Annotated in this window: 24 protein-coding genes; 13 read left to right on the forward strand and 11 right to left on the reverse strand. The window is 45.1% G+C overall.

The annotated features are described in order from the left end of the window. Positions 1-9 precede the first annotated feature (9 nt). Positions 10-372, forward strand: coding sequence for a 2Fe-2S iron-sulfur cluster-binding protein (locus K941_RS14380; RefSeq protein ID WP_078273461.1), 363 nt, complete (start codon positions 10-12; stop codon positions 370-372). Between the two features lie 231 nt (positions 373-603). After that, positions 604-1,503: a hypothetical protein gene (locus K941_RS0101785; protein ID WP_147287572.1), complete on the forward strand. Its 900-nt coding sequence runs from the start codon at positions 604-606 to the stop codon at positions 1,501-1,503. On the opposite strand, the gene K941_RS14385 is transcribed toward K941_RS0101785, so the two are convergent. Next, the gene (locus K941_RS14385; RefSeq protein WP_115341112.1) at positions 1,444-2,691 is read right to left on the reverse strand and encodes a ribonuclease D; all 1,248 of its coding nucleotides are present in this window, start codon (positions 2,689-2,691) and stop codon (positions 1,444-1,446) included. The two genes, K941_RS0101785 and K941_RS14385, sit on opposite strands and share 60 nt — an antisense overlap. A 194-nt stretch (positions 2,692-2,885) precedes the next feature. Here K941_RS14385 and dapF point away from each other — a divergent pair, with 194 nt between their 5' ends. Beyond that, positions 2,886-3,785 (forward strand): diaminopimelate epimerase, encoded by a 900-nt coding sequence (dapF, locus tag K941_RS0101795; RefSeq protein WP_029102261.1) that lies wholly within the window; start codon positions 2,886-2,888, stop codon positions 3,783-3,785. A gap of 235 nt (positions 3,786-4,020) precedes the next feature. Here the strand turns inward: dapF and tgt are convergent, their stop codons facing one another. From tgt to K941_RS14390, 3 genes are all read right to left on the reverse strand, one after another. Beyond that, a complete protein-coding gene (gene tgt / locus K941_RS0101800; RefSeq protein ID WP_029102262.1) occupies positions 4,021-5,154 on the reverse strand; it encodes a tRNA guanosine(34) transglycosylase Tgt in 1,134 nt (377 codons plus the stop codon). A gap of 55 nt (positions 5,155-5,209) precedes the next feature. Beyond that, positions 5,210-6,259, reverse strand: coding sequence for a DNA polymerase beta superfamily protein (locus K941_RS0101805; RefSeq protein ID WP_029102263.1), 1,050 nt, complete (start codon positions 6,257-6,259; stop codon positions 5,210-5,212). A gap of 110 nt (positions 6,260-6,369) precedes the next feature. Beyond that, positions 6,370-7,146, reverse strand: coding sequence for a nucleotidyltransferase domain-containing protein (locus K941_RS14390; protein ID WP_084137644.1), 777 nt, complete (start codon positions 7,144-7,146; stop codon positions 6,370-6,372). Between the two features lie 111 nt (positions 7,147-7,257). Here K941_RS14390 and K941_RS0101815 point away from each other — a divergent pair, with 111 nt between their 5' ends. The 7 genes from K941_RS0101815 (at position 7,258) to K941_RS0101850 (ending at position 12,193) form a co-directional block, all read left to right on the forward strand. After that, positions 7,258-7,608: a protein tyrosine phosphatase family protein gene (locus K941_RS0101815; RefSeq protein ID WP_029102264.1), complete on the forward strand. Its 351-nt coding sequence runs from the start codon at positions 7,258-7,260 to the stop codon at positions 7,606-7,608. A gap of 147 nt (positions 7,609-7,755) precedes the next feature. Continuing rightward, entirely contained in the window at positions 7,756-8,280 is a 525-nt protein-coding gene (locus K941_RS0101820; RefSeq protein WP_029102265.1) for a hypothetical protein, read from the forward strand. Between the two features lie 9 nt (positions 8,281-8,289). Beyond that, positions 8,290-8,955 (forward strand): PspA/IM30 family protein, encoded by a 666-nt coding sequence (locus tag K941_RS0101825; RefSeq protein ID WP_029102266.1) that lies wholly within the window; start codon positions 8,290-8,292, stop codon positions 8,953-8,955. A gap of 199 nt (positions 8,956-9,154) precedes the next feature. Then, the gene (locus K941_RS0101835; RefSeq protein WP_029102267.1) at positions 9,155-9,820 is read left to right on the forward strand and encodes a YqiJ family protein; all 666 of its coding nucleotides are present in this window, start codon (positions 9,155-9,157) and stop codon (positions 9,818-9,820) included. A gap of 80 nt (positions 9,821-9,900) precedes the next feature. Further along, complete coding sequence (locus K941_RS0101840; protein ID WP_029102268.1) at positions 9,901-10,179, forward strand: BrnT family toxin; 279 nt, start codon at positions 9,901-9,903, stop codon at positions 10,177-10,179. Continuing rightward, positions 10,166-10,453 carry a BrnA antitoxin family protein gene (locus K941_RS0101845; RefSeq protein ID WP_036387219.1) on the forward strand — a complete coding sequence of 96 codons (288 nt, stop codon included), beginning with the start codon at positions 10,166-10,168 and terminating at the stop codon, positions 10,451-10,453. The genes K941_RS0101840 and K941_RS0101845 overlap by 14 nt, the downstream gene beginning before the upstream one ends. Positions 10,454-10,462: 9 nt before the next feature. Next, complete coding sequence (locus tag K941_RS0101850; protein WP_029102270.1) at positions 10,463-12,193, forward strand: flotillin domain-containing protein; 1,731 nt, start codon at positions 10,463-10,465, stop codon at positions 12,191-12,193. A gap of 38 nt (positions 12,194-12,231) precedes the next feature. Here K941_RS0101850 and K941_RS17940 read toward each other — a convergent pair whose 3' ends face one another. The 5 genes from K941_RS17940 to queA all read right to left on the reverse strand — a co-directional run bounded on the left by K941_RS17940 (position 12,232) and on the right by queA (position 15,731). Next, on the reverse strand, positions 12,232-12,366 hold the full coding sequence (locus K941_RS17940; RefSeq protein WP_265596806.1) for a hypothetical protein: 135 nt from the start codon (positions 12,364-12,366) through the stop codon (positions 12,232-12,234). Between the two features lie 52 nt (positions 12,367-12,418). Next, positions 12,419-12,667, reverse strand: a complete 249-nt coding sequence (locus K941_RS16300) for a hypothetical protein (protein ID WP_051225794.1) — start codon at positions 12,665-12,667, stop codon at positions 12,419-12,421. After that, positions 12,664-12,972 (reverse strand): type II toxin-antitoxin system TacA family antitoxin, encoded by a 309-nt coding sequence (locus tag K941_RS0101860; RefSeq protein WP_036387220.1) that lies wholly within the window; start codon positions 12,970-12,972, stop codon positions 12,664-12,666. Before K941_RS0101860 ends, K941_RS16300 begins: the two co-directional genes overlap by 4 nt. A gap of 149 nt (positions 12,973-13,121) precedes the next feature. After that, positions 13,122-14,603, reverse strand: coding sequence for a TIGR00341 family protein (locus tag K941_RS0101865; protein ID WP_051225795.1), 1,482 nt, complete (start codon positions 14,601-14,603; stop codon positions 13,122-13,124). 78 nt (positions 14,604-14,681) lie between these two features. After that, entirely contained in the window at positions 14,682-15,731 is a 1,050-nt protein-coding gene (gene queA, locus K941_RS0101870; protein ID WP_036387222.1) for a tRNA preQ1(34) S-adenosylmethionine ribosyltransferase-isomerase QueA, read from the reverse strand. Between the two features lie 177 nt (positions 15,732-15,908). Between queA and K941_RS0101875 the strand changes: the two genes are divergently transcribed. Together K941_RS0101875 and K941_RS0101880 are read left to right on the forward strand one after the other, a co-directional pair. Next, complete coding sequence (locus tag K941_RS0101875) at positions 15,909-17,156, forward strand: NnrS family protein (RefSeq protein WP_029102274.1); 1,248 nt, start codon at positions 15,909-15,911, stop codon at positions 17,154-17,156. Between the two features lie 38 nt (positions 17,157-17,194). Beyond that, positions 17,195-18,385, forward strand: coding sequence for an Mrp/NBP35 family ATP-binding protein (locus tag K941_RS0101880; RefSeq protein WP_409365825.1), 1,191 nt, complete (start codon positions 17,195-17,197; stop codon positions 18,383-18,385). Positions 18,386-18,434: 49 nt separating this feature from the next. On the opposite strand, the gene K941_RS0101885 is transcribed toward K941_RS0101880, so the two are convergent. Both K941_RS0101885 and aat read right to left on the reverse strand, forming a co-directional pair. Beyond that, positions 18,435-19,154 carry a rhomboid family intramembrane serine protease gene (locus tag K941_RS0101885; RefSeq protein ID WP_029102276.1) on the reverse strand — a complete coding sequence of 240 codons (720 nt, stop codon included), beginning with the start codon at positions 19,152-19,154 and terminating at the stop codon, positions 18,435-18,437. Between the two features lie 152 nt (positions 19,155-19,306). Then, positions 19,307-20,044, reverse strand: coding sequence for a leucyl/phenylalanyl-tRNA--protein transferase (gene aat / locus K941_RS14400; protein WP_051225796.1), 738 nt, complete (start codon positions 20,042-20,044; stop codon positions 19,307-19,309). A gap of 472 nt (positions 20,045-20,516) precedes the next feature. Here aat and hslO point away from each other — a divergent pair, with 472 nt between their 5' ends. Continuing rightward, positions 20,517-21,419: an Hsp33 family molecular chaperone HslO gene (hslO, locus tag K941_RS0101895; protein WP_029102277.1), complete on the forward strand. Its 903-nt coding sequence runs from the start codon at positions 20,517-20,519 to the stop codon at positions 21,417-21,419. The last annotated feature ends 84 nt before the right edge of the window (positions 21,420-21,503 follow it).

Here is a 21,503-nt window from a genome sequence, read left to right on the forward strand (position 1 = left end):
GTATCAATCATGCCGTGGATTTTTACAGACGAAATGCGGTTTTATCTGCATGAAGGTGAGAGCTTGCTTGATGGTATGTTACGCACCGAACATAAAGACGTGCGTTATATGTGTCGTCAGGGCTTTTGTGGGGCGTGCAAAATGCGTGTCAAAGGAGCAACAGACGCCCCCAAAGCCAAACAAACCCCACTGGCACACCTAGATGATGATGAAGTGCTGGCGTGCTGTTGTGTGCCGACAGGGACGATGGTGGTCAGCTATGATACGGACAAACCAAACAAATCATGGCAACATCAGCGTACAGATGGGGCTTGGCATTTACAAAAAACATCTATCATCAGCCGTCAGATTTTTTATAAAATAGACGGATGATGTGCTTTTGCTTAGGGCGTACCTACCTTTTGTATTCGCAATGAAAAATGCCTGTTTAAAAAAGCAGGGGAATCGCCCGTCTTTCAAGGAAAAATGCAGGCTGTGAGTTTTCTATCAGACAAATTTTTGACTTCAAGCCACAAGATTTAGCCATTTTTCATGCAAAAACATTATTTTCTTTCTATAAACACCCTAAAATGTAAATTGTGTTATAAAGGTTCAAAACGCCCTATGACCCTAACCCGTTTTCCCATCAATAAAAAAACCTTGCTCATCGGTGTCATTGCCCTTAGTCTGACGGTGGGCGGTATTGCCTTATCGGGCAGTCTGTCAGGCAATCTATCTCGAAACCAAAAGTCCGCCAAAGACTCTGTTAATACCGAATCGTCAGCAGACGTGGCAAGCATGGTTGTTACCCCTGCCACAGCAAGTGTGGATAACCCTGATATTCAAAACAACAAAGAAACAACGCAAGCGGTGAGTTATGTCGCCTTGGCTGATGCCACGCTTGATGTCGCCCAAAAACAAGACATCTCACGCCAAATCAAGAACTTAGAACACACAGGCAGTACATCGGGTGGTGTATTGACCCATGAGTTCAAATCCGCCACGCATGCCAAAATGTCTTATCGCTTTGGGCGAAAACATCCCCTTGCCTTTGAAATGGTAAAAATCAAAGATACTTTGCCGTTAGGCTTTGTGCTGACAGGGCGAGCGTATGAAGGGGTGCTTGGCGAGACGGGTTTTGATGGGGTGTACCGCCTATTTGAACACCCTAACACCAAAGCACGCCTTGAAATCACCGAAACCCACATTCATCCCGACAAGCCCTTAATACTCATCAAAGAGCTGTACCGTGAAGACATGAACGGCACGCCCCTAAGGTTTGAGCAACTTATCGATAAAAAGGGTGATGTCTATTATCATGGCGAGTTCGTGGCGGGCGACCGTTATGTTAGCATGACCAGTCGTGGCATGAATCTGCCTGAGTTTATGACGGTACTGGACATGACACTCACACAAGCCAAAGCGGTTGTAATTTTGCCGTTTGCATTTACCCCCTTAACCATACTACATCTTAGCACCGCAATCAAACCCATCACGAATGGACTGTTCATGCTCATAAAGTAGGGGCAGTACCGTGCCGACAACCCACGCCCGCCGATAGCCTTGCAAGCCCTTCGATAGAGCGTGCGTGTCATCGATGGGCAGACCTTGATAGACGTGATACATAAGCTCATTAATCCAACGCCCTTTTAGCAATAGATTGCTAGGAATGTTTAGCAGGCGAGCTTGGACGTCGGTGGCTTCGTCTAGGGCATGGCGAAAAGGCTTGGCTTTGCTGGTATAAACAGGGATTTTGACAGGCATGTCCGCTTGGGGCAGGGCTTTGGCTTCTTTGATGACACGGATTATCTCAGCACCATAACGGCGTAGGGCAGAGCGGTTTAGCGTGGTGTATGCCAAATCTTTCATGCTGGTCGGTAGGCTCTCAATAATCTCACGTAGCGGCTGTTTGCCAATGATGAAACTGCGTGGTTCGTTCACTGCCCGAGCCAGTGACTCTCGCCACATGGTCAAGCCCCGCAGTACTGCCAGTTGCTGTCTGGTATAGGTCGGGGCGACATGGTCAAGATAGAGCTTATCATCGCTTAGGTGCTGAGTGTCGTACAGCTCTTTGGCGTAGAGCGTGCTGTCTTCATTGACATAGTCCAGCACCTGCTTATCACTAAGTGCCTGCACAACCGCCTGATGTAGGGCGAGCAGATAACGCACGTCATTGACCGCGTACAGTTCTTGCTCGGGCGTGAGTGGTCTGGCAAGCCAGTTGGACTGACTCTCGCCTTTATCTAGCACCACGCCCAGAATCTCACTGACCGCTTGGCTATAACCCACTTGCAATTTGCCAGTCAGGTACGCCACGCCAATTTGTACATCAAAGACATTGGTTAAGGGCGGATTATTGGCAAGCAAATAAAATATCCCCAAATCTTCTCCGCACGCATACCACACCATGCTCGGCACTTCGCACAGAGCTTGCCAAAACTCGGTCAAATCAAGACGTGGGGCGTCCACAAGGTATATCCCTTTGCCGGTATTGACCTGCACCAATGCCAATATCGGATAATAAGTATCACGCTTGATAAACTCAGTATCTAACGCTACAGTATCAATACTATCAATTTCATCAATGAGCTCATACAGCTCATCATCGGTCCGCACCCATTGGGTCGGCAAATCAAGCAGGGCGTGCTGTTCATCATCGCTAAGATGAGCGTGGGGAAAGCTAAAATTGGCAGGGTTTTTTAAATCAGTCATTGCAGGTCTGTGTGTCAAAAATTCCCCTAATTTTACACCAAAATCAGAGAAATGTGTGTAATTTGATGGGTGGTTTGTTGGGTTGACTGATTTTATGGCGTTTATTTTTGGTTTTAATATTAACAATTTGGGCGTATCATGTTAAGATAGACGGTGTGACTTTATAACTTAGCCAAAACAAAAGGAAAACGACAATGTTAATCGAATTTACCAAAATGCATGGTTTGGGCAATGACTTTATGGTGATTGACCTAGTAACACAGCGGATGAACCTGACAAGCGAGCTGGTGCGACTGCTTGCCGACCGCCATCTGGGTGTGGGCTTTGACCAACTGCTTATCGTTGAGCCACCGTCTCGCCCTGATGTGGATTTTAAATATCGTATTTTTAATGCCGATGGACAGGAAGTGGCACAGTGTGGCAATGGGGCAAGATGTTTTGCGTCCTTTATACAGGCTCGTAAACTCTCCTTTAAACAGCGTTTGCGTGTGGAGACGGCAAGCGGGGTCATCACACTAACCACCGACCGTTATGGTTGGGTGCAGGTGGACATGGGTAAGCCCAAATTTGAGCCTGCTGAGATTCCTTTTACTCCCCAAGCCATCACCAAAGTGGGTAATTCCTACCGCCTAAATGTCGATGGCGAGCCTGTTCAGCTCTACCTTGCCAACATGGGCAATCCCCATGCGGTCATTTTGGTGGATGATGTGCTGACTGCTGATGTGGCACGTCTGGGCAAGCTCATTGAGAGTCATGACGCATTCCCTGAGCGGGTCAATGTCGGTTTTGTCCAAATTGTTAATCAACGTCATGTCCGCTTGCGTGTCTATGAGCGTGGTGTGGGCGAGACGCAGGCGTGTGGCACAGGTGCGTGTGCGGCGGTCGCTGTGGGCGTGCGTGAAGGTTGGATTGATGAAGGCGTTGATGTGCGAGTTCAGCTCTATGGCGGTAGCCTTGCCGTGCGTTATCAAGAGGGCTACTCGGTGATGATGACAGGCCCAACATCCTTTGTCTATGAAGGGGTGTTTAGCCCTGATGGACTGGCAGCACAGGCAGGGATTAATCTAACACCAACCGAGGGTTATGACGCCTAAATCAGTTATTTGCCAAATTAAGCCCTTGCTGTTGCAGGGGCTTTGTTAAGTTGGGTTTGAGCTAACACCCATCATTGGTATATCATATCTTACCCCAATCTCAACTTAAATGATAATTTATTGATTGTTCAATAATTATTTTTTTGGGTTGTGGGGACAAATAGCAATTTACGCTTGGTAAATCAATTACTTGTATAAGTTTAAAAATAAAGCAAAACCCCATTTTATAGGCGGTTTACACCAAACCAAGCTCAGGCACATCCAAGCCCTGCTTGGCATAAAATGTCACCACAAATTCATCAAACGTCTCATTTTCTAGGCTTTCACGAATGCCTTTCATGAGATTTTGATAATAACGCAAATTATGAATGGTGTTTAGCTGGGCTGAGAGCATTTCGCCACATTTGTGCAAATGGTGCAAATAGGCACGGCTAAAATTCTGGCAAGTGTAGCAGTCGCACTCGCTATCTAATGGGTTTTTGTCATGGCGATGAACGGCATTTTTTATCTTAACCGCCCCTGTACTGGTAAACAGGTGTCCATTACGAGCGTTACGGGTCGGCATAACACAGTCAAACATATCCACGCCCCGTCTTACCGCCTCCACGATGTCAGACGGTGTCCCCACGCCCATCAGATAGCGTGGCTTATCAGACGGCATACGGTTTGGCAGATAATTTAATACCTTTATCATCTCGTCCTTTGGCTCACCCACCGACAACCCGCCAATGGCATAGCCGTCAAAGGGCATGTCGGTCAAAGCGGTCAAGGACTGCATCCGCAAATCTTCGTACATACTGCCTTGCACGATACCGAACAGAGCGTTTTTGTTGCCCAGTTTGTGATGTTCATCAAGACAGCGTTGCCCCCAACGGAGTGATAATTCAAGCGACTTTTGGGCGTCGGTGTGCGTGGCAGGATAAGGCGTGCATTCGTCAAACTGCATGACGATGTCGGAGTTTAGGGAGTGTTGGATTTGCATGGAAATCTCAGGCGACAAAAACACCTTTGAGCCGTCCACAGGCGAACGAAAATGCACGCCTTCTTCGGTGATTTTTCTCATCGCCCCTAAGCTGAATACCTGAAAACCGCCCGAATCGGTCAAAATCGGCTTATCCCAACCGATAAACTCATGCAATCCGCCAAACTCGTCAATCACGCTTGTGGTCGGACGTAGCCATAGATGAAAGGTGTTGCCCAAAATAATGTCCGCCCCAATGGTGTGAATGTCTCGTGGGAGCATGCCCTTGACCGTGCCATACGTCCCCACAGGCATAAAGGCAGGCGTGGCGACATCGCCATGAGCTAGGTGTACCGTGCCACGACGGGCTCGGGTTTTTGTGTCGGTTTTATGTAGCGTGAATTTCATATTATCATCAAATAAAAAAGTGGCGTATTATAGCACATTTACCAATTTTAGCAAATCAGCCATATAATTGCTCTCGTATTTCAATTAAGGTTTTTATTGCCAAATAATGCTCGGGGATTTCTGGTACATCGCTTTGGTCAAATGCTAATTCCACGTCTTTTATTAACTCATCTGCCTTTTGTAATAAATCATCATAATCAAATTGCCCTGATTTAATTGCCAAAAGCTCATCACGATTATCACGCTTGACAATTACCCTGCCAAATTTGGCAATATCTAAGGCGGTATATAACAGCCGAAAGGTGTGCATGATATTTTTGGCGTCATAGCCTTTGCCGTGATTGGCGGTGGATTCATAACGTTCATGATTGCGTTTTTCTACCCATTCCCAATACTCTTTATAATCTTGGCAATATTTGCTATATCCCATTTGATTAAATGACAAATAAGCAATGGGCGATACATCTTTGGGGATAGAGCTTAATAAGACCTCTTGGCTATCATCATGAATAATCCCCCGATAATCGCCAACAAACATCGCATACATATGGCTGGCGTGGGACATTTTGGATAAGCCGATTTGCGATTGGGTAAGATTATTTTTATTTAGCCAGTCTGTCAAATCCACGCTTTTTTGATTGTCAAATACCACACAAAATTCCAATAGGCTCTTTTTTTCTTTACTCATCGGATTGACAATTTTTTTATTTAAGCCACGAGATTTTTTAATTTGGCTAAGGGCAAATCCTGCAAAGGTTTTTTGGCATAATTTTGAAATAAACCAATCAGGATTAAATTTATCCATAATGGGGTGTTTGTATAATATCTTATCGCTTGGCGTGGCAAGCAGTTCCATGATGTTAGGATTATTTTGTAATAATAAATCCACAAACCGTCCTAGCTCATAATAAACCACGTCATTGGTTTGGTTACTCACCTGTGGCACATAATCATCATGCAGACCATAACAATAGGGCTTGGGCAAATAAAACACGCCTTTAATGTCAATATCCGATGACGGTGTGTCTAATCCATAGGCACGACTGCCTGAGATACATTCTAATAAAATCAGGTTGTTGGCTTTTAGGTAATCAATGGTTATCATGGGGATTCTCGTTGGTTTTATGTGATTTTTAATATAGAAGGGCAAATTGCAATTTGCCCTCTACAAATGTATTTCAATCTGTCAATTTTTAAAATATAGACTTGATAAATTTATTTAAAAACAATTTTTCTAAACAACTCATTTAATACACCAGCATCGCCTTTTTGTTTTTTATCAAAATTTAAATTCTGAGTTATTTGCCAAAGATGTTGGGTGAATATTTGCATGGATAGGGGCAGTTGATACAAATATTTTTCATCATGCGATTGTTTTAAACGGATAATATGATTTAATTCATCAATATCATCAGGATTTAATAAGCCAAACATTTCATTCATGCATACAGGAGGCATGGTTTGATGTTCTTTTATCCATAGGCTTGCAAGTAACGCACGAATCAGATAGCACCATTTTTTAAGTTTTATGGGGCGTGATATGTCTAGCTCGCCATTTGCCTTTTTTGCCATGCCTTGATAATGATGATAAACTGCTTGGGGATTAAAAAAGTCTGATTGAATATGTTTAATATCTTTGATAAATTCATCATCGCTGTGATAAATAATGGGCGAATTTAACCATTCAAAAATCACGGCATTGGATTTATGAATATGTATCAAAGTCTTTTTAATATCCCAACCGCCAATATCAAATGGCACATCAAATAACTCATTATTGATAAATTCAAAAGTGTCTTTGTCATCATAAATCTGCAAATACCAATCGGGCGTATGATGATAAATGAGCCGTACATCAAAATCACTATCAAAACTGGCAAAACCCCACGCCCGACTACCGCTCTCTATGGCGTGTAACGGCTTAATGGCGTGGGCGTGGCAAGTGGCGTGTAGGGTGTGAGTGATTTGGTTGTGGTGGTCGGTGCAGGTCATGTTTTACCCCAAAAAATAGGTATCATTATAACAAAATTATCCCAAAAATCCATTTGCCAAACACTCCAAAAACAGGTAATATGCCTTTTATTTTTATTAATAGGAAAAGTTATGAGCGACATCGCCCCCGAATTTCGCATTACCTTATCAGGTCAAATCACCCCTGCTGACGTGGCAGAGCTTGCTCGCATGGGCGTAAAAACTGTGGTAAACAACCGCCCAGACTTTGAGGAAGAAGGACAGCCGACATCTGCTGAGATTGAACAGGCGTGCCAAGCTCACGGTATCGCCTACAAGCAAATCGCCTTTGCAGGTGGTATGATGGACATGAACCACGTCCAAGCCTTTGCTGATTTTTTTAATGAAACCGAACGCCCATTGCATATCTTTTGCCGTACAGGTAACCGCTCAAACAACCTTTTGACGGTGGCACGAGAAAAAGACTTACTTGATGAAGAGTGATAGGTGTTTATAAAAAGCAACTGTTTGGGTTGCTTTTTTATCGCCAAAAATCTACCAGATAACAATTTTTCTCAAAACCACTTGACAAACCGTCCACGACAGATTATATTCGCATGCAAATGAATACAAAATAATACAGGTGTCTGTATGCCAAATACGCCAAGTAATAGCCGAGTGCCGATAAGTGTCCGCATTAGCCAAGAAGACGCTGATTTTATTGCCAGTTTACAGATACAAGGGACGAATACACCGTCCGACAAAATCCGTGAACTGCTGAGCCAAGCACGCACCTTGCATACCCAAGGGCAAGATTATGAAACCAGTCTATCGCTTGCCGAACAACAGCTTTACACCGCTCGCCATGAAATTTTGGCACTTGAAAAGGAGCTAGGTGTACATTCGCACATTGTGGCGAGAATTTTTGAGATTTTGCCTGATTTGGTGGCAACCATGATGGCGGATTACCCCAAAACGTGCGACAAATCCGCCCTTGTCAATTTTGAAAAACAGGCGATGTGGCGAGTGGTTCGCCTGATGGACAGCGTGTTACAGCTTGCCATTACGGGCAAAGGGGCGGGCTATGATGACAGCGTGCTGGACGAGCTGGATAATACGTTACAGTTGGCAAATTTGATTTATCAGCACAATCAAAACACTCAACCCAACCAATAAGGAAAAACCATGAGCGAAACCCTATCCTACCGTGTCGGTCGCCTAGTCAGTGGCGGATTTCATGCCATGCTAGACAAAGCCGAAGACCTAGCCCCCATGCTTGCCTTTAACGAAAACTTGCGTGAGCTTGACAAGGCGATTGATGAAGTGCGTGGCGAGCTTGGCAAAGTCGTTGCCCAAAAGCACCTAGCCAGCAAAAAATTAAATGACGAAAACACCCGCCACGAAAGTTTAAATGAAAGTATTTTGACCGCCGTCAATGTGGGGCGAGATGATTTGGCACAGGTGGGTATTGCCGAGCAAATGGACATTGAGGCACGCATTCCTGTGCTTGAAAACACCATTGCCGACTGCACCGACAAAGAAAAAGAGCTAGAAGGCTTTATCATCGCCTTGCAAGCCAAACGCCGTGAGATAAGCCTAGCCATTGAGCAATATCAGCAGACCGTGGCGACAAGCGATGCAAATGGGCAGACGGTTGGTGCAAGCAGTCTTGATAAAATCGCCCAACGAGCCGACAAAGCATCCAATGCTTTTGACCGCACCATGAGCCGTCAAACAGGCATGGCACATAATACAAATGGCAATGGCAACGCCCAAAGTCTAAAAGAGCTTGAAGAGCTTGCCAGAAATAACCGCATTGCTGAACGGCTCGCACAATTAAAAATGAAATAGGGTTTGTTTTTTTAAATGAATATTTGTTGGGGTAAATTTATATTTGCCTTATGGTAAATTTAATCATTGGGCGAATATAATTCTCCCCTACGCCCAAATTTTAAAATCAATGTTTATTTAAATCAAAACCTGTTTTTATTTAACTATTTTTTATTTAATCATTCCATTAAAATTGCCAATAAATTTTATAAGGATAATCATGCTTGATTTAATTTTTGCACCTCAAAACTTTATATTCGGTGTGGCAATTACGCTGATGTTTTTGTTATTTATCCTAGAAATTGTGGCATTGATGATTGGTGGGGCAAATGATTGGGTGGATGGATTTTTGCCTGACAGCTTGACCGAAGCCCATGCCGAGATTGGTATTGACAGCCCCAATGTGGATACGGGCGTATTTATCCGTTTTTTAAGCTGGCTATATGTGGGTAAAATACCGCTACTTATGCTTATGGTGGTGTTTTTGGCGATATTTGGATTGACAGGATTTATTTTTCAGTCGGTGGTATATAGTCTGTTGGGATTTTATTTGCCAAAAATCATTGCCGTGATTGTGGTATGGTTTTTAAGTTTGCCCATTGTTCGCCTATTTGCCAAAGGGCTATATAAAATCCTACCCAAAGATGAAACCACTGCCATTAATCAAAGCGAGCTTGTGGGGCGAATTGGCACAGTTGTCATAGGCAAGGCAACAAAAAACACCCTCGCCCAAATTAAAGTTAAAGACACGCACGGGCAAACGCATTATGTCATGGCGTATGCCGATGATGAAGATTTAATACAGGGCGAAACGGTGTTACTGGTCTTACAAAAAGAAATGTATTTTGTGGCAATTAAAAATATGAATGAGGTTTTGGTGGATTGACAGTTGTTGTGTGGCTTGTTAGAATGTAATTACAATTTTGTAATTATAATTTTGTAATTACAAAAATAGGAGTAAAATCAATGATTTTTGAATGGGACGACAACAAAAATCGGACAAACAAGCAAAAGCACGGTGTCAGCTTTGAGAGTGCAAGCCGTATTTTTCTTGACCCATTTTTGATTGTTACAGAAGACACAAGTTCCGATGAAGTGCGGTGGCTTGGTGTGGGTAGTGTAGATGGCGTGGTGATTTTACTCGTTGTACACACCCATACTGATACAGACGGTACAGAAATCATTCGCATTATCTCAGCACGCAAACTTAGCAGAGGAGAAATAGAACGCTATGGCTATTGTTAGAAAAACCTTAGACGACATCAAACACACACCCATTGATAAAGATGAATTGGCACAACTGCAATCAATGAGCGATGATAGCATTAACTACGATGATATTGCGCCATTAACTGACGGTCAAATTGCCAATTTGCGTTTGTACAAGCCCATTAAGCAACAAATCACATTAAGGCTTGACAGCGACATTGTGGCGTGGCTTAAAAAAGACGGCAAGGGTTATCAAACTCGTGCTAATCAATTATTAAGACAGTTAATGTTGAAAGAATTAACCACATAAGGAACCCCTATGAACCTAATCTCAATTCTTATCACCGCAGGGGTGATTTTGGTTGCCCTAGTCATCTTAGGCTTAATTTTGACCCGCCTGTATCGCCGTGCCAGCAAGGAAGTGTCCTTTGTACGAACGGGTTTTGGTGGCGAAAAAGTGATTGTAAACGGCGGTGCGATTGTCCTGCCCGTCTTGCACGAGGTGATTCCTGTCAATATGAACACCCTTCGCCTTGAAGTACGCCGTGCCAGTGAGCAAGCACTCATCACAAAGGATAGAATGCGTGTGGACGTAACCGCCGAGTTTTATGTGCGTGTCAAACCAACCGCCGAATCCATTGCCACAGCTGCCCAAACGCTGGGTATGAAAACCATGTCGCCACAGGATTTAAAGGACTTGGTGGAGGGTAAATTTGTGGATAGTCTGCGTGCCGTTGCCGCTGAAATGGCAATGGAAGAGCTACATGAAAAGCGGGTGGATTTTGTGCAAAAAGTTCAGCAGGTCGTGTCAGAAGATTTATTTAAAAACGGCTTGGAGCTTGAAACAGTGTCCTTGACAGGGCTTGACCAGACGGGATTTGAGTATTTTAATCCCCAAAACGCCTTTGATGCGGAGGGTTTGACACGCTTGACCGAGACCATTGAGATTCGCCGTAAAAAGCGAAACGACATTGAGCAAGACACCGATTTGGCGATTAAAACCAAAAACTTAGAAGCTGAACGTACTCGCCTACAAATCTTACGTGAAGAAGAATACGCCAAGCTAGAACAAGAGCGTGAGATTGAGATTCGTAAAGCCGAGCAAGAGCGTGAGATTGCCGTTCGCCGTGCCGAGCAGACGGCTGAGACTGCCAGTCAAGAGGCGAGCAAACAGCGTGAAGCCGAAGAAGCTCAAATTGCCGCCAAGCGTGAAGTGGATTTGAAAAAAATCCTAGCCGAGCGAGACATTGAAAACGAAAAAATCCAAAAAGAACAACGCATTGAGCAAGCCGAAGTAGAACGTAAAAAGGCGATTGAGCTTGCCGAGCAAGACCGTGCCATTGCCGTTGCCGAAAAATCCCGTGCCGAGAGTGAAGCCAAAGCCCAAGCCGACAAGGCACGAGCAGCAGCAGTCAAAGAAGAAGAAAGCGTGATTACCGTGCGTGAGACCGAGCGAGCCGAGCGAGCCAAGGCGGTGGAGCTTATCTCAGCGACCGAGCTTGCCCAAAAAGATGCGATTGCCATTACGGTTGCCGCCGAAGCTCAAAAACAAGCGTCCCTAGACCAAGCCGAAGCGGTGCGTATCAGTGCCGAAGCCGAAGCGGAGAAATTACGCCTGCAAGCCAAAGGGGAGGCGGAGGCTCAAATTCTGCTTGCCGAAGCCAAAGAGCGTCAATATCAGGTGGATGCTGACGGAACAAAAGCGGTCAATGAAGCGTCCAACGTGCTGTCAAGTGAGCAGATTGAAATGCAAATTCGCCTTGCCCTGCTCAAACACTTGCCCGAGATTATCCGTGAAAGTGTCAAACCCATGGAGAACATTGATGACATTAAGATTTTGCAAGTGGGTGGTTTGGGCGGTTTTGGGATGAGTGGTGAGACGGTTGATACCACAGGAAACGCCAGCCTTGCCGACCAAATGGTCAATTCTGCCCTGCGGTATCGTAGCCAAGCCCCGCTTGTGGACAATCTACTAAAAGAGATTGGGCTAAATGGAGCGGACATTAACGGGCTGACAAATGGACTCGATAAAGGCGTTAATAAAGACTAACTTGAAATGGCAAAACCCACAATGGTAAGTGTGGGTTTTTATGTTAAAGGATAATACAATTTGTCTGACACACTCCCAAAACTTAAAAAGCCAAAATGCCGATAAAAGGCAATGGCGTTGCCGTCTTTGGCTTCTACCAAGCATGGCACTGGCAATTTGTGATTGATTGGCACGGTTTAAGGCGTCAAGTAATAAAAGCTTTCCAATTTTTTGACCCTTGAATCATCAAACTAACTGCAAATTCTTTTGATGTTTTGCCGAAAGCTCGCAAAACTCAACTACATAAGATGATAAAGTATAAAAACCAACAATTTGCTTATCAGGCGTAACCATTAAATAACAAGAAGCTAATTTACGTTTAATGTCTTGCGACACTTGTTTTTGTAGATATTGATTTAATTGCACCGATGAACTACAAAAACTGGTGCGGTCATATTCACGACTAAATGGTACAATTTGAAAAGGCAACGTCATGATTTGCTTTCCTGAACGAATGCTTCATATTCCGCTTTTGCTCGTCTCATCGCTTCATTCATTGGTGGCGGATTGATGAGATTTTGGGCAACTTGCCTACTGTCTTCTTTTGACAATCGCAAAATCTCCATGGTTTCATCATGGCGTTTAAGGGCGTTTTGAGCGTGTTCATAAGCAATACTCATCACAAAATCACTCATCGTCCGCCCTGTCATCTGACTGGCAAGCTTAATGGTGTCGTGAACGTGCTTGGGGACACGGGCTTCAAAACGGGCGGTTTGTGTGAGTTGGGTTTGGGCGGTCATGATGTTCTCCTGTCATGAATATACGGCTATTGTACGGTATTTTGCCGTATTTTTCCAGTTTTTTATGAAAATGGGTTAAGATGTTAAATTTCATCATGTTTTATAAAAATATCATCAATAGCAAGCACGCCCTAATTATTTGGCATTCATTACAAATTTTTAATATCATTGGGGCTTAGTTTTAATTCGCTTTCACTACTTGGCGTGGATTCAATAACCGTTTCAGGAACAAAGCGAATTTGTAATTTAATCGTGCGATTTTTAAAGGTATCATCAGCGATTTTTTGAATGGCTTTTTCTAATTCATAAACTTGAGCTTGGCTTGGTGGCTCGGTACCTTGAATGACCGCTCGCAAGACATGCACTTTTTGTTCTTTGTTAATGCTTGATAATACCAAATAATTGGCTTGGTGCTCTATGCTTTTTTCAATTAAAGCATTGCTTTGGCGTTCAAAATTTTGTTCATTTAAAGTATGGCTAAAATTAAATGACAAATACCCACCAATCACCACCAACGCCATTAACACGGCAAAATTTCTTTTTAAAAACTGCCCAAGTTGCCCCAATTTGCCCACCTCATCATCATTGAGCGTTCTGCGAAAACCAAACAGCCACAATACCAACGCATTGGTAAATTGAATGGCAAGCATGTTGGTAATGGCAAGCAACAACGCCCCCATTGCCAACGAAAAATGTCCTGCCGACAGCAAAATCCCACTTGCCGTCAAAGGCGGAACAAGGGCTGTCGCCACCGCCACGCCTACCACCGCCACCGATAGATTGGGCGAGACCATGGCATATGCCCCTGCTGTACCGCCTGCCAATGCCACCACCAAATCCATGGTCGTGGGCGATGTGCGTGCCAAAATCTCGCCCGTCATCACATGGTCAGGGTACAAAAAGCCCAGCACCATGCCAATGACAAAAATCAGCAAAATCCCACCAATTAAGGTTTGGAGCGAAGTTTTGAGCAAGGATAGCCGTGCATCAATCACCGCCAACGCCATACTGGTAATGGGCGAGAGCATCATCGCCACAAGCATCGCCCCGATGACCACCGCAGGCGAGTTGGCAAGCAGTCCATAGCCTGCAATCACCGCCGATAAGCCATTCATAATAAAGAACATTTTGGTCGGTAATGCCCCTGCTTCTATGCTGATTCGCACGTTTTTGTGATTGATGGTTTTTTCGCCATGCTTTTTGGCGATAAGCGTACGAACAATATCGGCTTGCTGTTGTTCGATTTTGTCTAATTCTTTTTTGTCGGATTCTTTATCGGTTTTTTGGCTATTGTCTTTTAAATCATCTATTTTGTTATTTTCTTTTTTATTGGATTGGTTATTTAAAGTGATGTTTTTGATTTCATCATTTGATTTTAAATTAGTTTTGATTTTATCAGCGTTTGTAATTTTATCTTCATCATTTTTTATATCAATTTTTTTATTTTCTGATTTATCGGTTTCTTTTTCTTTGTCATCGTCTTTGGCATTGGCATTATCGGACAATTCATCATTGACTGTTTTGACAAGCTCATCAAGCTCATCGTCATCAATGCCTTGTTTTTTGAGTTCTTCAAGTTCGTCTTGACTAAATTCAACATCATCGTTTTGGGTGTCTTTATTGTCGCTCATAAAAAACCTTATTTATGAATGAGAAATAGGGCAAATCGCAACTCGCCCCTACATTGGAAAATTTGTAAAATGTCAAAATTAACCTTTATCTAAAATCATCGCATCGCCATAACTAAAAAAGCGGTATTTCTTATCAATGGCATGAGCATAAGCGTTTTTGATGTTATCCGCCCCTGCAAAGGCGGATACGAGCATGAGCAGGGTGGATTTTGGCAAATGAAAATTGGTAATCAGCCTATCCACCACACCAAAATCATAAGGCGGATAAATAAAAATCTGCGTATCGCCAGCGAACTCGGCAAGCTGTCCGTCCACACGGTGCAAATGGGCAGTTTCAAGCGTGCGAGTTACGGTCGTCCCCACGGCGATGACTTGTCCGCCTTGTGCTTTTGTGGTGTTGATTTTGTCAGCAGTCGCCTGTGGCAGGTGGGCGTATTCGGCGTGCATGATGTGGTCAGTCAAATCGTCCGCCTTGACAGGGGCGAACGTACCTGCCCCCACGTGCAAGGTGACAAAGGCAATTTCTACCCCTTTATCGGCAAGCTTTTGCAAAGTTTCATCATCAAAATGCAAACTGGCGGTCGGGGCGGCAACACTTGCCTGCTTGGTAGGGTCATGAAACACCGTCTGATAGCGGGTGTCGTCCGTATCGTCTGCCGTGCGTTCAAAATAAGGCGGAATCGGCATTTGTCCATAACGCTCCAAATCCGCCAAAATCGGTGCATCAAATTGCAGGATAAACAAATTCTCCGCCCGTCCGCACATGGTCGCCGTCATACCCCCGTCTGCCAGACTCACCGTTTGCCCCACCTTTAACGCACGGCTAGAGCGTACATGGCAATGGGCGATGTGATTGTCGTGGTCGGTAATGCGTTCTATCAACACTTCCACCGCTCCGCCTGTGTCCTTGACCCCAAATAGACGGGCTTTCATGACTTTGGTGTCGTTCAAAACAAGCAAATCGCCTTTGTTTAATAAATCAGGCAAATCGCTAAAATTTAGGTCGGCAAGCGTGTCGCCTTGCACGTGTAGCAAGCGAGAGCTAGACCGTACGGCAAGCGGATAACGAGCGATGAGTTCGTCGGGCAAATGGTAATCAAAATCGGCGGTGAGTAGGGGTGTGTTCATGATGTGGCTGTGTTACAATAAAAATGGCTTATTTTATCAAAAAGCCTAGCGATTTGCTTGCATTTCTCATGTTTTCAGATTTGCATTTTTCATGCCTAAGTTAAGCCTTTTGGCTAAATTGCAAAGTCGGCAAAAAAAGCGTATCATATAACCATTATTTTTAATGAATGTTTTACCATGCTGATGAATATCCAAAACACCGCCCCACGCCCCAAATCGCCCCACCCCATTTTAAACTTAGGTTTTCGCATATTTTTTGTGGGGTCGGCGGTCTTTGCCATACTTGCCATGTTGCTGTGGCTTGCGATTTTGCAGGGTTTTGCCCCATTTAAAGGCACGTTTAACCCCTTTTATTGGCACGCCCATGAGATGATTTTTGGTTATGCGTTGGCGGTGATTGCTGGATTTTTATTGACCGCCGTCAAGACTTGGACAAGCCAACCCATGCCCTACGGTTGGCATTTGGGGGCGATATTTGGGGCGTGGGCGGTCTCTCGCCTGCTCTGGCTTGGATTACACGCCACGCCTAGTGTTACCATGCTTAGTGTGGCATTTCTGTTTGACTTGTTATTTTGGGGCATGACCGCCTACTCGGTCATCAAGGCGGTGTGGGTCGCTCGCCAAAAACGCCAAATCGGTATCGTTGCCAAACTTACCCTGCTCATGCTTGCCAACATCGCCTTTTATACAGGGGTGTTTTTGGACAGCACCACCACACAACAAATCGCCCTGTATGGGGCGTTATATCTCGTCATCGGCGTGGTATTTACCATTGCCAGACGGGTGTTGCCGTTTTTTATCGTCAAGGGCATTAGCGTGGATAACAACGGCAAACCCAACGGCTTAAATATAGAACAAAAAAATTCGGTACTATTAGACAGAATGAACCTAGTCGGATTTTTTGGTTTTATCGTGTTTGATTTATTTGTCAAATCGCCCATGCTTGCCAGTGCCTTTGCTCTGGTTTGTGTGATTGCCAACATTTGCCGTCTTAAAAACTGGTATCACCCTGCCATTTGGCAAAAGCCCCTACTGTGGTCGCTTATCATCGCCTTTGGGGGCATGACCGCAAGTTTGGCGTTCTTTGTCGTATTGCCTTTTGTTGATACGAGTGTCAATGTGCATTCGCTCGGCTTGCATGGGCTTGCCCTGTTTGGCGTGGGACTAATGACTGTTGCCATGATGGCTCGGGTGTCGCTTGGACATACGGGGAGAAACATTCATCAGCCCCCAAAAACCGTGAGTGCGATGTTTATCCTGATGATAATCTCTGCCCTATGCCGTGTGGTCATGCCGATGTTTGGCGGTGATTATATGACGTGGGTACTCATCTCGCAAGTGGCGTGGGTGTTATCCTTTGGGCTGTTTTGCGTGTCGTATGTGGGAATTTTGGCAAAACCACGCACTGATGGACTGTTTGGCTGATAGGCAAGGATTTTAAAACATGATAAAATAATGAAAATATGAGCAATGAGACGATTATGTTTAACCCTTTTAAAAAGAAAATCCACATTAATATGAGCGACATTGACAAGGTGTTGCAGGATTTTCGCCTGTATGGTCAAGCCCTGCCGATTTTTATTGATGATAAATCCCTACATGATGACACGCTAGACATCGCCCTAAGAGTGCATAAGGACGCCGACCAAGCCGAGCTTGAACGTGTGTATCACGACCTGAGTGCCAGATTACATCTCATTGGCGTGGCAGAAGTGAATTTAAATGTCGTCTTATCCGACAAAGTCACCCCCACCACAACCGCCAGTGCCGTGCAAACCCACACGCCCCAGTCATCAAATCAAATCCCAAACCACGCCACAGACGACACCCCCACCAAATCCGCCCCCAAACAGTCGGACATCGCCCCCCACCCCCGCATTCGCCACATCATCGTAGTCGCCAGCGGTAAAGGCGGTGTCGGCAAATCCACCACCACGGTCAATATCGCCCTTGCCCTACAAAAACTCGGCAAAAAAGTCGGCATCCTAGATGCGGACATTTATGGTCCGTCCGTACCTGACATGCTGGGCATGGCAGGGGTCAAGCCTGCCGTTGAAAACGACCAATTCGTACCGATAGACGCACACGGCATTGCCATGCTCTCCATTGGCAATTTGATTGAGAGCGATAACACCCCTGTGGCGTGGCGTGGGGTCAAGGCGACAGGGGCGTTAATGCAACTGTACAGTCAAACCAACTGGCCCACGCTTGACTATCTCATCATCGATATGCCCCCCGGCACAGGCGACATTCAGCTCACGCTCGCCCAGCGTATCCCCGTAACAGGGGCGGTCATCGTTACCACACCCCAACACATCGCCCTACTAGACGCCCAAAAAGGCATGGAAATGTTTTTTAAAACTGATATTCCCGTCATCGGCGTAGTTGAGAATATGGCGTTGCATACCTGTACTAACTGCGGTCATGTGGACGCCATTTTTGGGGCGGACGGTGGGGCAAAGCTGGCAGAGAGATACCAAGTGCCACTTTTGGGGCAACTGCCACTTGCCACCGATATTCGCACCCAAATGGATAAGGGCGAGCCGTCTGTCATGGCAGGTGATGATTTTGCGGTGTATTATGAAAATATCGCCAAAAATATTGATGGGCAAATAGGCAAATTTGACAAAGGGGTAAGCGGGCGGATTTTTTAAAATGGTATAAATAACGTGCATTTATAAATAGTGCGTGATTTTGGCGGTTTTACCACCCCATTACCACACCATTCATCATCTGCCACACCCCCATCATGGCAATGGCACTGACCACCGCACACAGGGCAAACACGCCCTGACTGGTGCGACCTAACTCCTGACTCATCGCATGGCACAGCCCTAGCACCACCCCCATCATCATACCCCCAAGATGTCCTGCCACATCGATATCAGGTATGGCAAAGGTCATGACAAAGTTAATGCCCATAATGAGTGCCAAGCTCTTGGTGTTTAGTCGCCACTTCTTTGCCGAGCCAAACATTGATAAAGTCAAAAGCAACATGCCCAGCCCCATGATACCGCCCGACGCCCCTGCCGACAGCCCCACCCCTTGCACGCCCTCTTCTTCTATCCGTCTTAGGGTCATGTATAGGTTTAACAGATTGCCCGCCACCACCGACAGCAAAAACACCACCAAAAACCGCCACCATCCCAATATCTGCTCGCTGACCATGCCAAAATAATACATGGCAAAACTGTTAAATAGCAGATGAATCACCCCAATATGCAAAAACCCTGCCGTCACCAGTCGCCACGGCTCATCAATGAGTGTCAATGGCAAAAAATTCGCCCCATAGCGAATCAGTTCCTGCCCTGTCTGCTCATCAATGTTTATCCCATTCATGACTTGTACGCCCATCACCGCCACAAAGCTGATGATAAGCAGTAAGGTTGTCGGGGCGATTTTAAAGAGTTGTATTAAGGTCATGGTGATAAAATGCTAAAAAGTGAAAGTGAAAGTGAAAGTTAATTGACGGAATGATTTTTGTCATATTAAAATAAATTTATCAAATAAATTTTGTGGTATAAAATTGATAAAACAGCAGGACACAAAAATAGCAATACAAAAACACCAACCCATCAACACAGCTCACGCACCGCCATGACAAATCGCCGTCCGCCCAGTCCTGCCACGTCCGTACGCATGAGTGTGTCCGCCCGACCCAAAAACTCATCTCTACCCATCAGGCTCGCCCCCAAACTCATCAAATGCGAATTTTCCAGTTGGCAATCCACGAGTGCCACGCCCTGCCGTTGGCATAACTGCATGAGCCCCCAAAATGCCACCTTTGAGCTGTCCGTTGCCCGATGAAACATACTCTCACCACAGAACATCGCCCCGATATTTAGCCCATACAGCCCGCCTATCAACGCACTAGCTTGTGGCTCACCTTGCCATATCTCCACGCTCACCGCCACACCAAGCTCGTGCAGTGCAGTGTACGCCTGTATCATCTCATGCCCTATCCACGTCTCATCGGCATAGGCTCGTGGCTCACTACACGCCTGTATCACATCGGCAAAGGCGTGATTGGTCGTCAGCGTCCATGTGGACTGGCGAGCCTTACGAATGAGCGATTTTTTAGGGATAAAGTCGCTGGGCGTTAGCACACATCTGGGATTGGGTGACCACCATGCTATCGGCTCGTCATGAAACCACGGAAACACCCCAGAGCGGTAAGCGTGCAACAGCGTTGCCACCGACAAATCCGCCCCCACGCCCAAACACTCTTGGTCATCAGATAAGGTTTGCACCCCTTGTCTAAAATCATAATGGCAATCATCGGCTAAGGCGTGGATTTGGTGAATGTTTATCATAAATAAAAAGGTTAATTTAAAAATTTAAAAAATAAAAAATAAGGTGTGATAAATTATGATTGGCATTGTTAATTCAATATACCTATGGGTGGTTTTGTAGGGGGCAAATTTTACAATATACAGCTAACAAAATTGAATTTTACCACGGAAACTGTTCGCCCTAAGCTATTTTCCGTCATGGTTCGACAGGCTCACCACGAACAAAAACCGTAGCACTTTTTCATTTTGTAGAGTGTATCTTTCAACTGAACAATTTTATGATCAATCAGTGAGTTTGGGTAAATTTATTTTCCCATTTATCATTTTAAAAAAACATCTTGGAGCATTCCTACCATTGATAATATTTTAAATCAATTTCATAAAACAAAAATCTACCCCCACCAACAACCCATCATTCAGACCGCTTTAAATTTTAAAACACACCCCCATTAATGGCAAGTGTTATTTTTAATTCAACAAAACAGAGAACATTATGTTAAATAAAGATTATCGCCAACGCTTTTTTATTGAGCATTCGCCCGTGCGTGGCGATGTGGTGCGACTGTCCGACAGTTTTACCACCGTGATTAGCCAAAAAGATTATCCCCCTGCCATCAAAGCCTTATTGGGTGAGATGTTGGTGTCGGCAAGCCTGCTCATCGGCACGCTCAAAATTGACGGCAAATTATCCATTCAACTGCAATCATCAGACGACAGCTCACCCCTGCGTTTTGCCATGGCAGAGTGTGACCACTCATTAGGACAAGAGCTGGGGGAGGTGCGTGCGTTGGCAAGTTTTGACAACAGCGATGATAAGCAGGCGTTTTGGCAGTCGCTTGGCACCAGTGATGATGCTTTTGCCGTCATCAAAACAGGCGTGCTATTTATCAGCATTCACCCCAACTTTGGCGAGAGCTATCAAGGCATTGTCGAGCGTGTGAGCGACAACTTAGGCGAGTGCCTAGCCCACTACCAAAAACAATCCGCCCAAATCCCCACCATTATCAAACTTGCCACCGATGAGACCACAGCAGGCGGACTGCTCGTGCAACTGTTGCCTCAATCGGACACCGACAAAGAGAACGACCCTGACCTATGGGACAGATTAAGCGTACTCACTGGCACCATCAAGGCGGACGAGCTGACCGAATTGCCTGCCGATGAAATCCTATATCGCCTGTATCACGAAGAAGATGTGGTACTGCCCGAACCCACCCCGCTTGGCTTTGCTTGTACTTGCTCGCCCGAAAAAAGCGAAGGGGCGATTTTGCAACTAGGACATGATGAAGCCCTAGAAGTCGTGGACACTCATGGCGGTACACTCACGCTCGATTGTGGTTTTTGTGGTAGGGAATACCGTTTTGATAAAGATGATATTAAGCAGTTATTTGCGTGATACGTCCTACCCCACCAACGCCCACTGTCATGCAGTGGGTTTTTATTGGTGAAAAATATTGGTATAATGGGCGATATATTATTA

Origin of the sequence: Moraxella caprae DSM 19149 (assembly GCF_000426885.1) — a bacterium.
GTDB lineage: Bacteria > Pseudomonadota > Gammaproteobacteria > Pseudomonadales > Moraxellaceae > Moraxella > Moraxella caprae.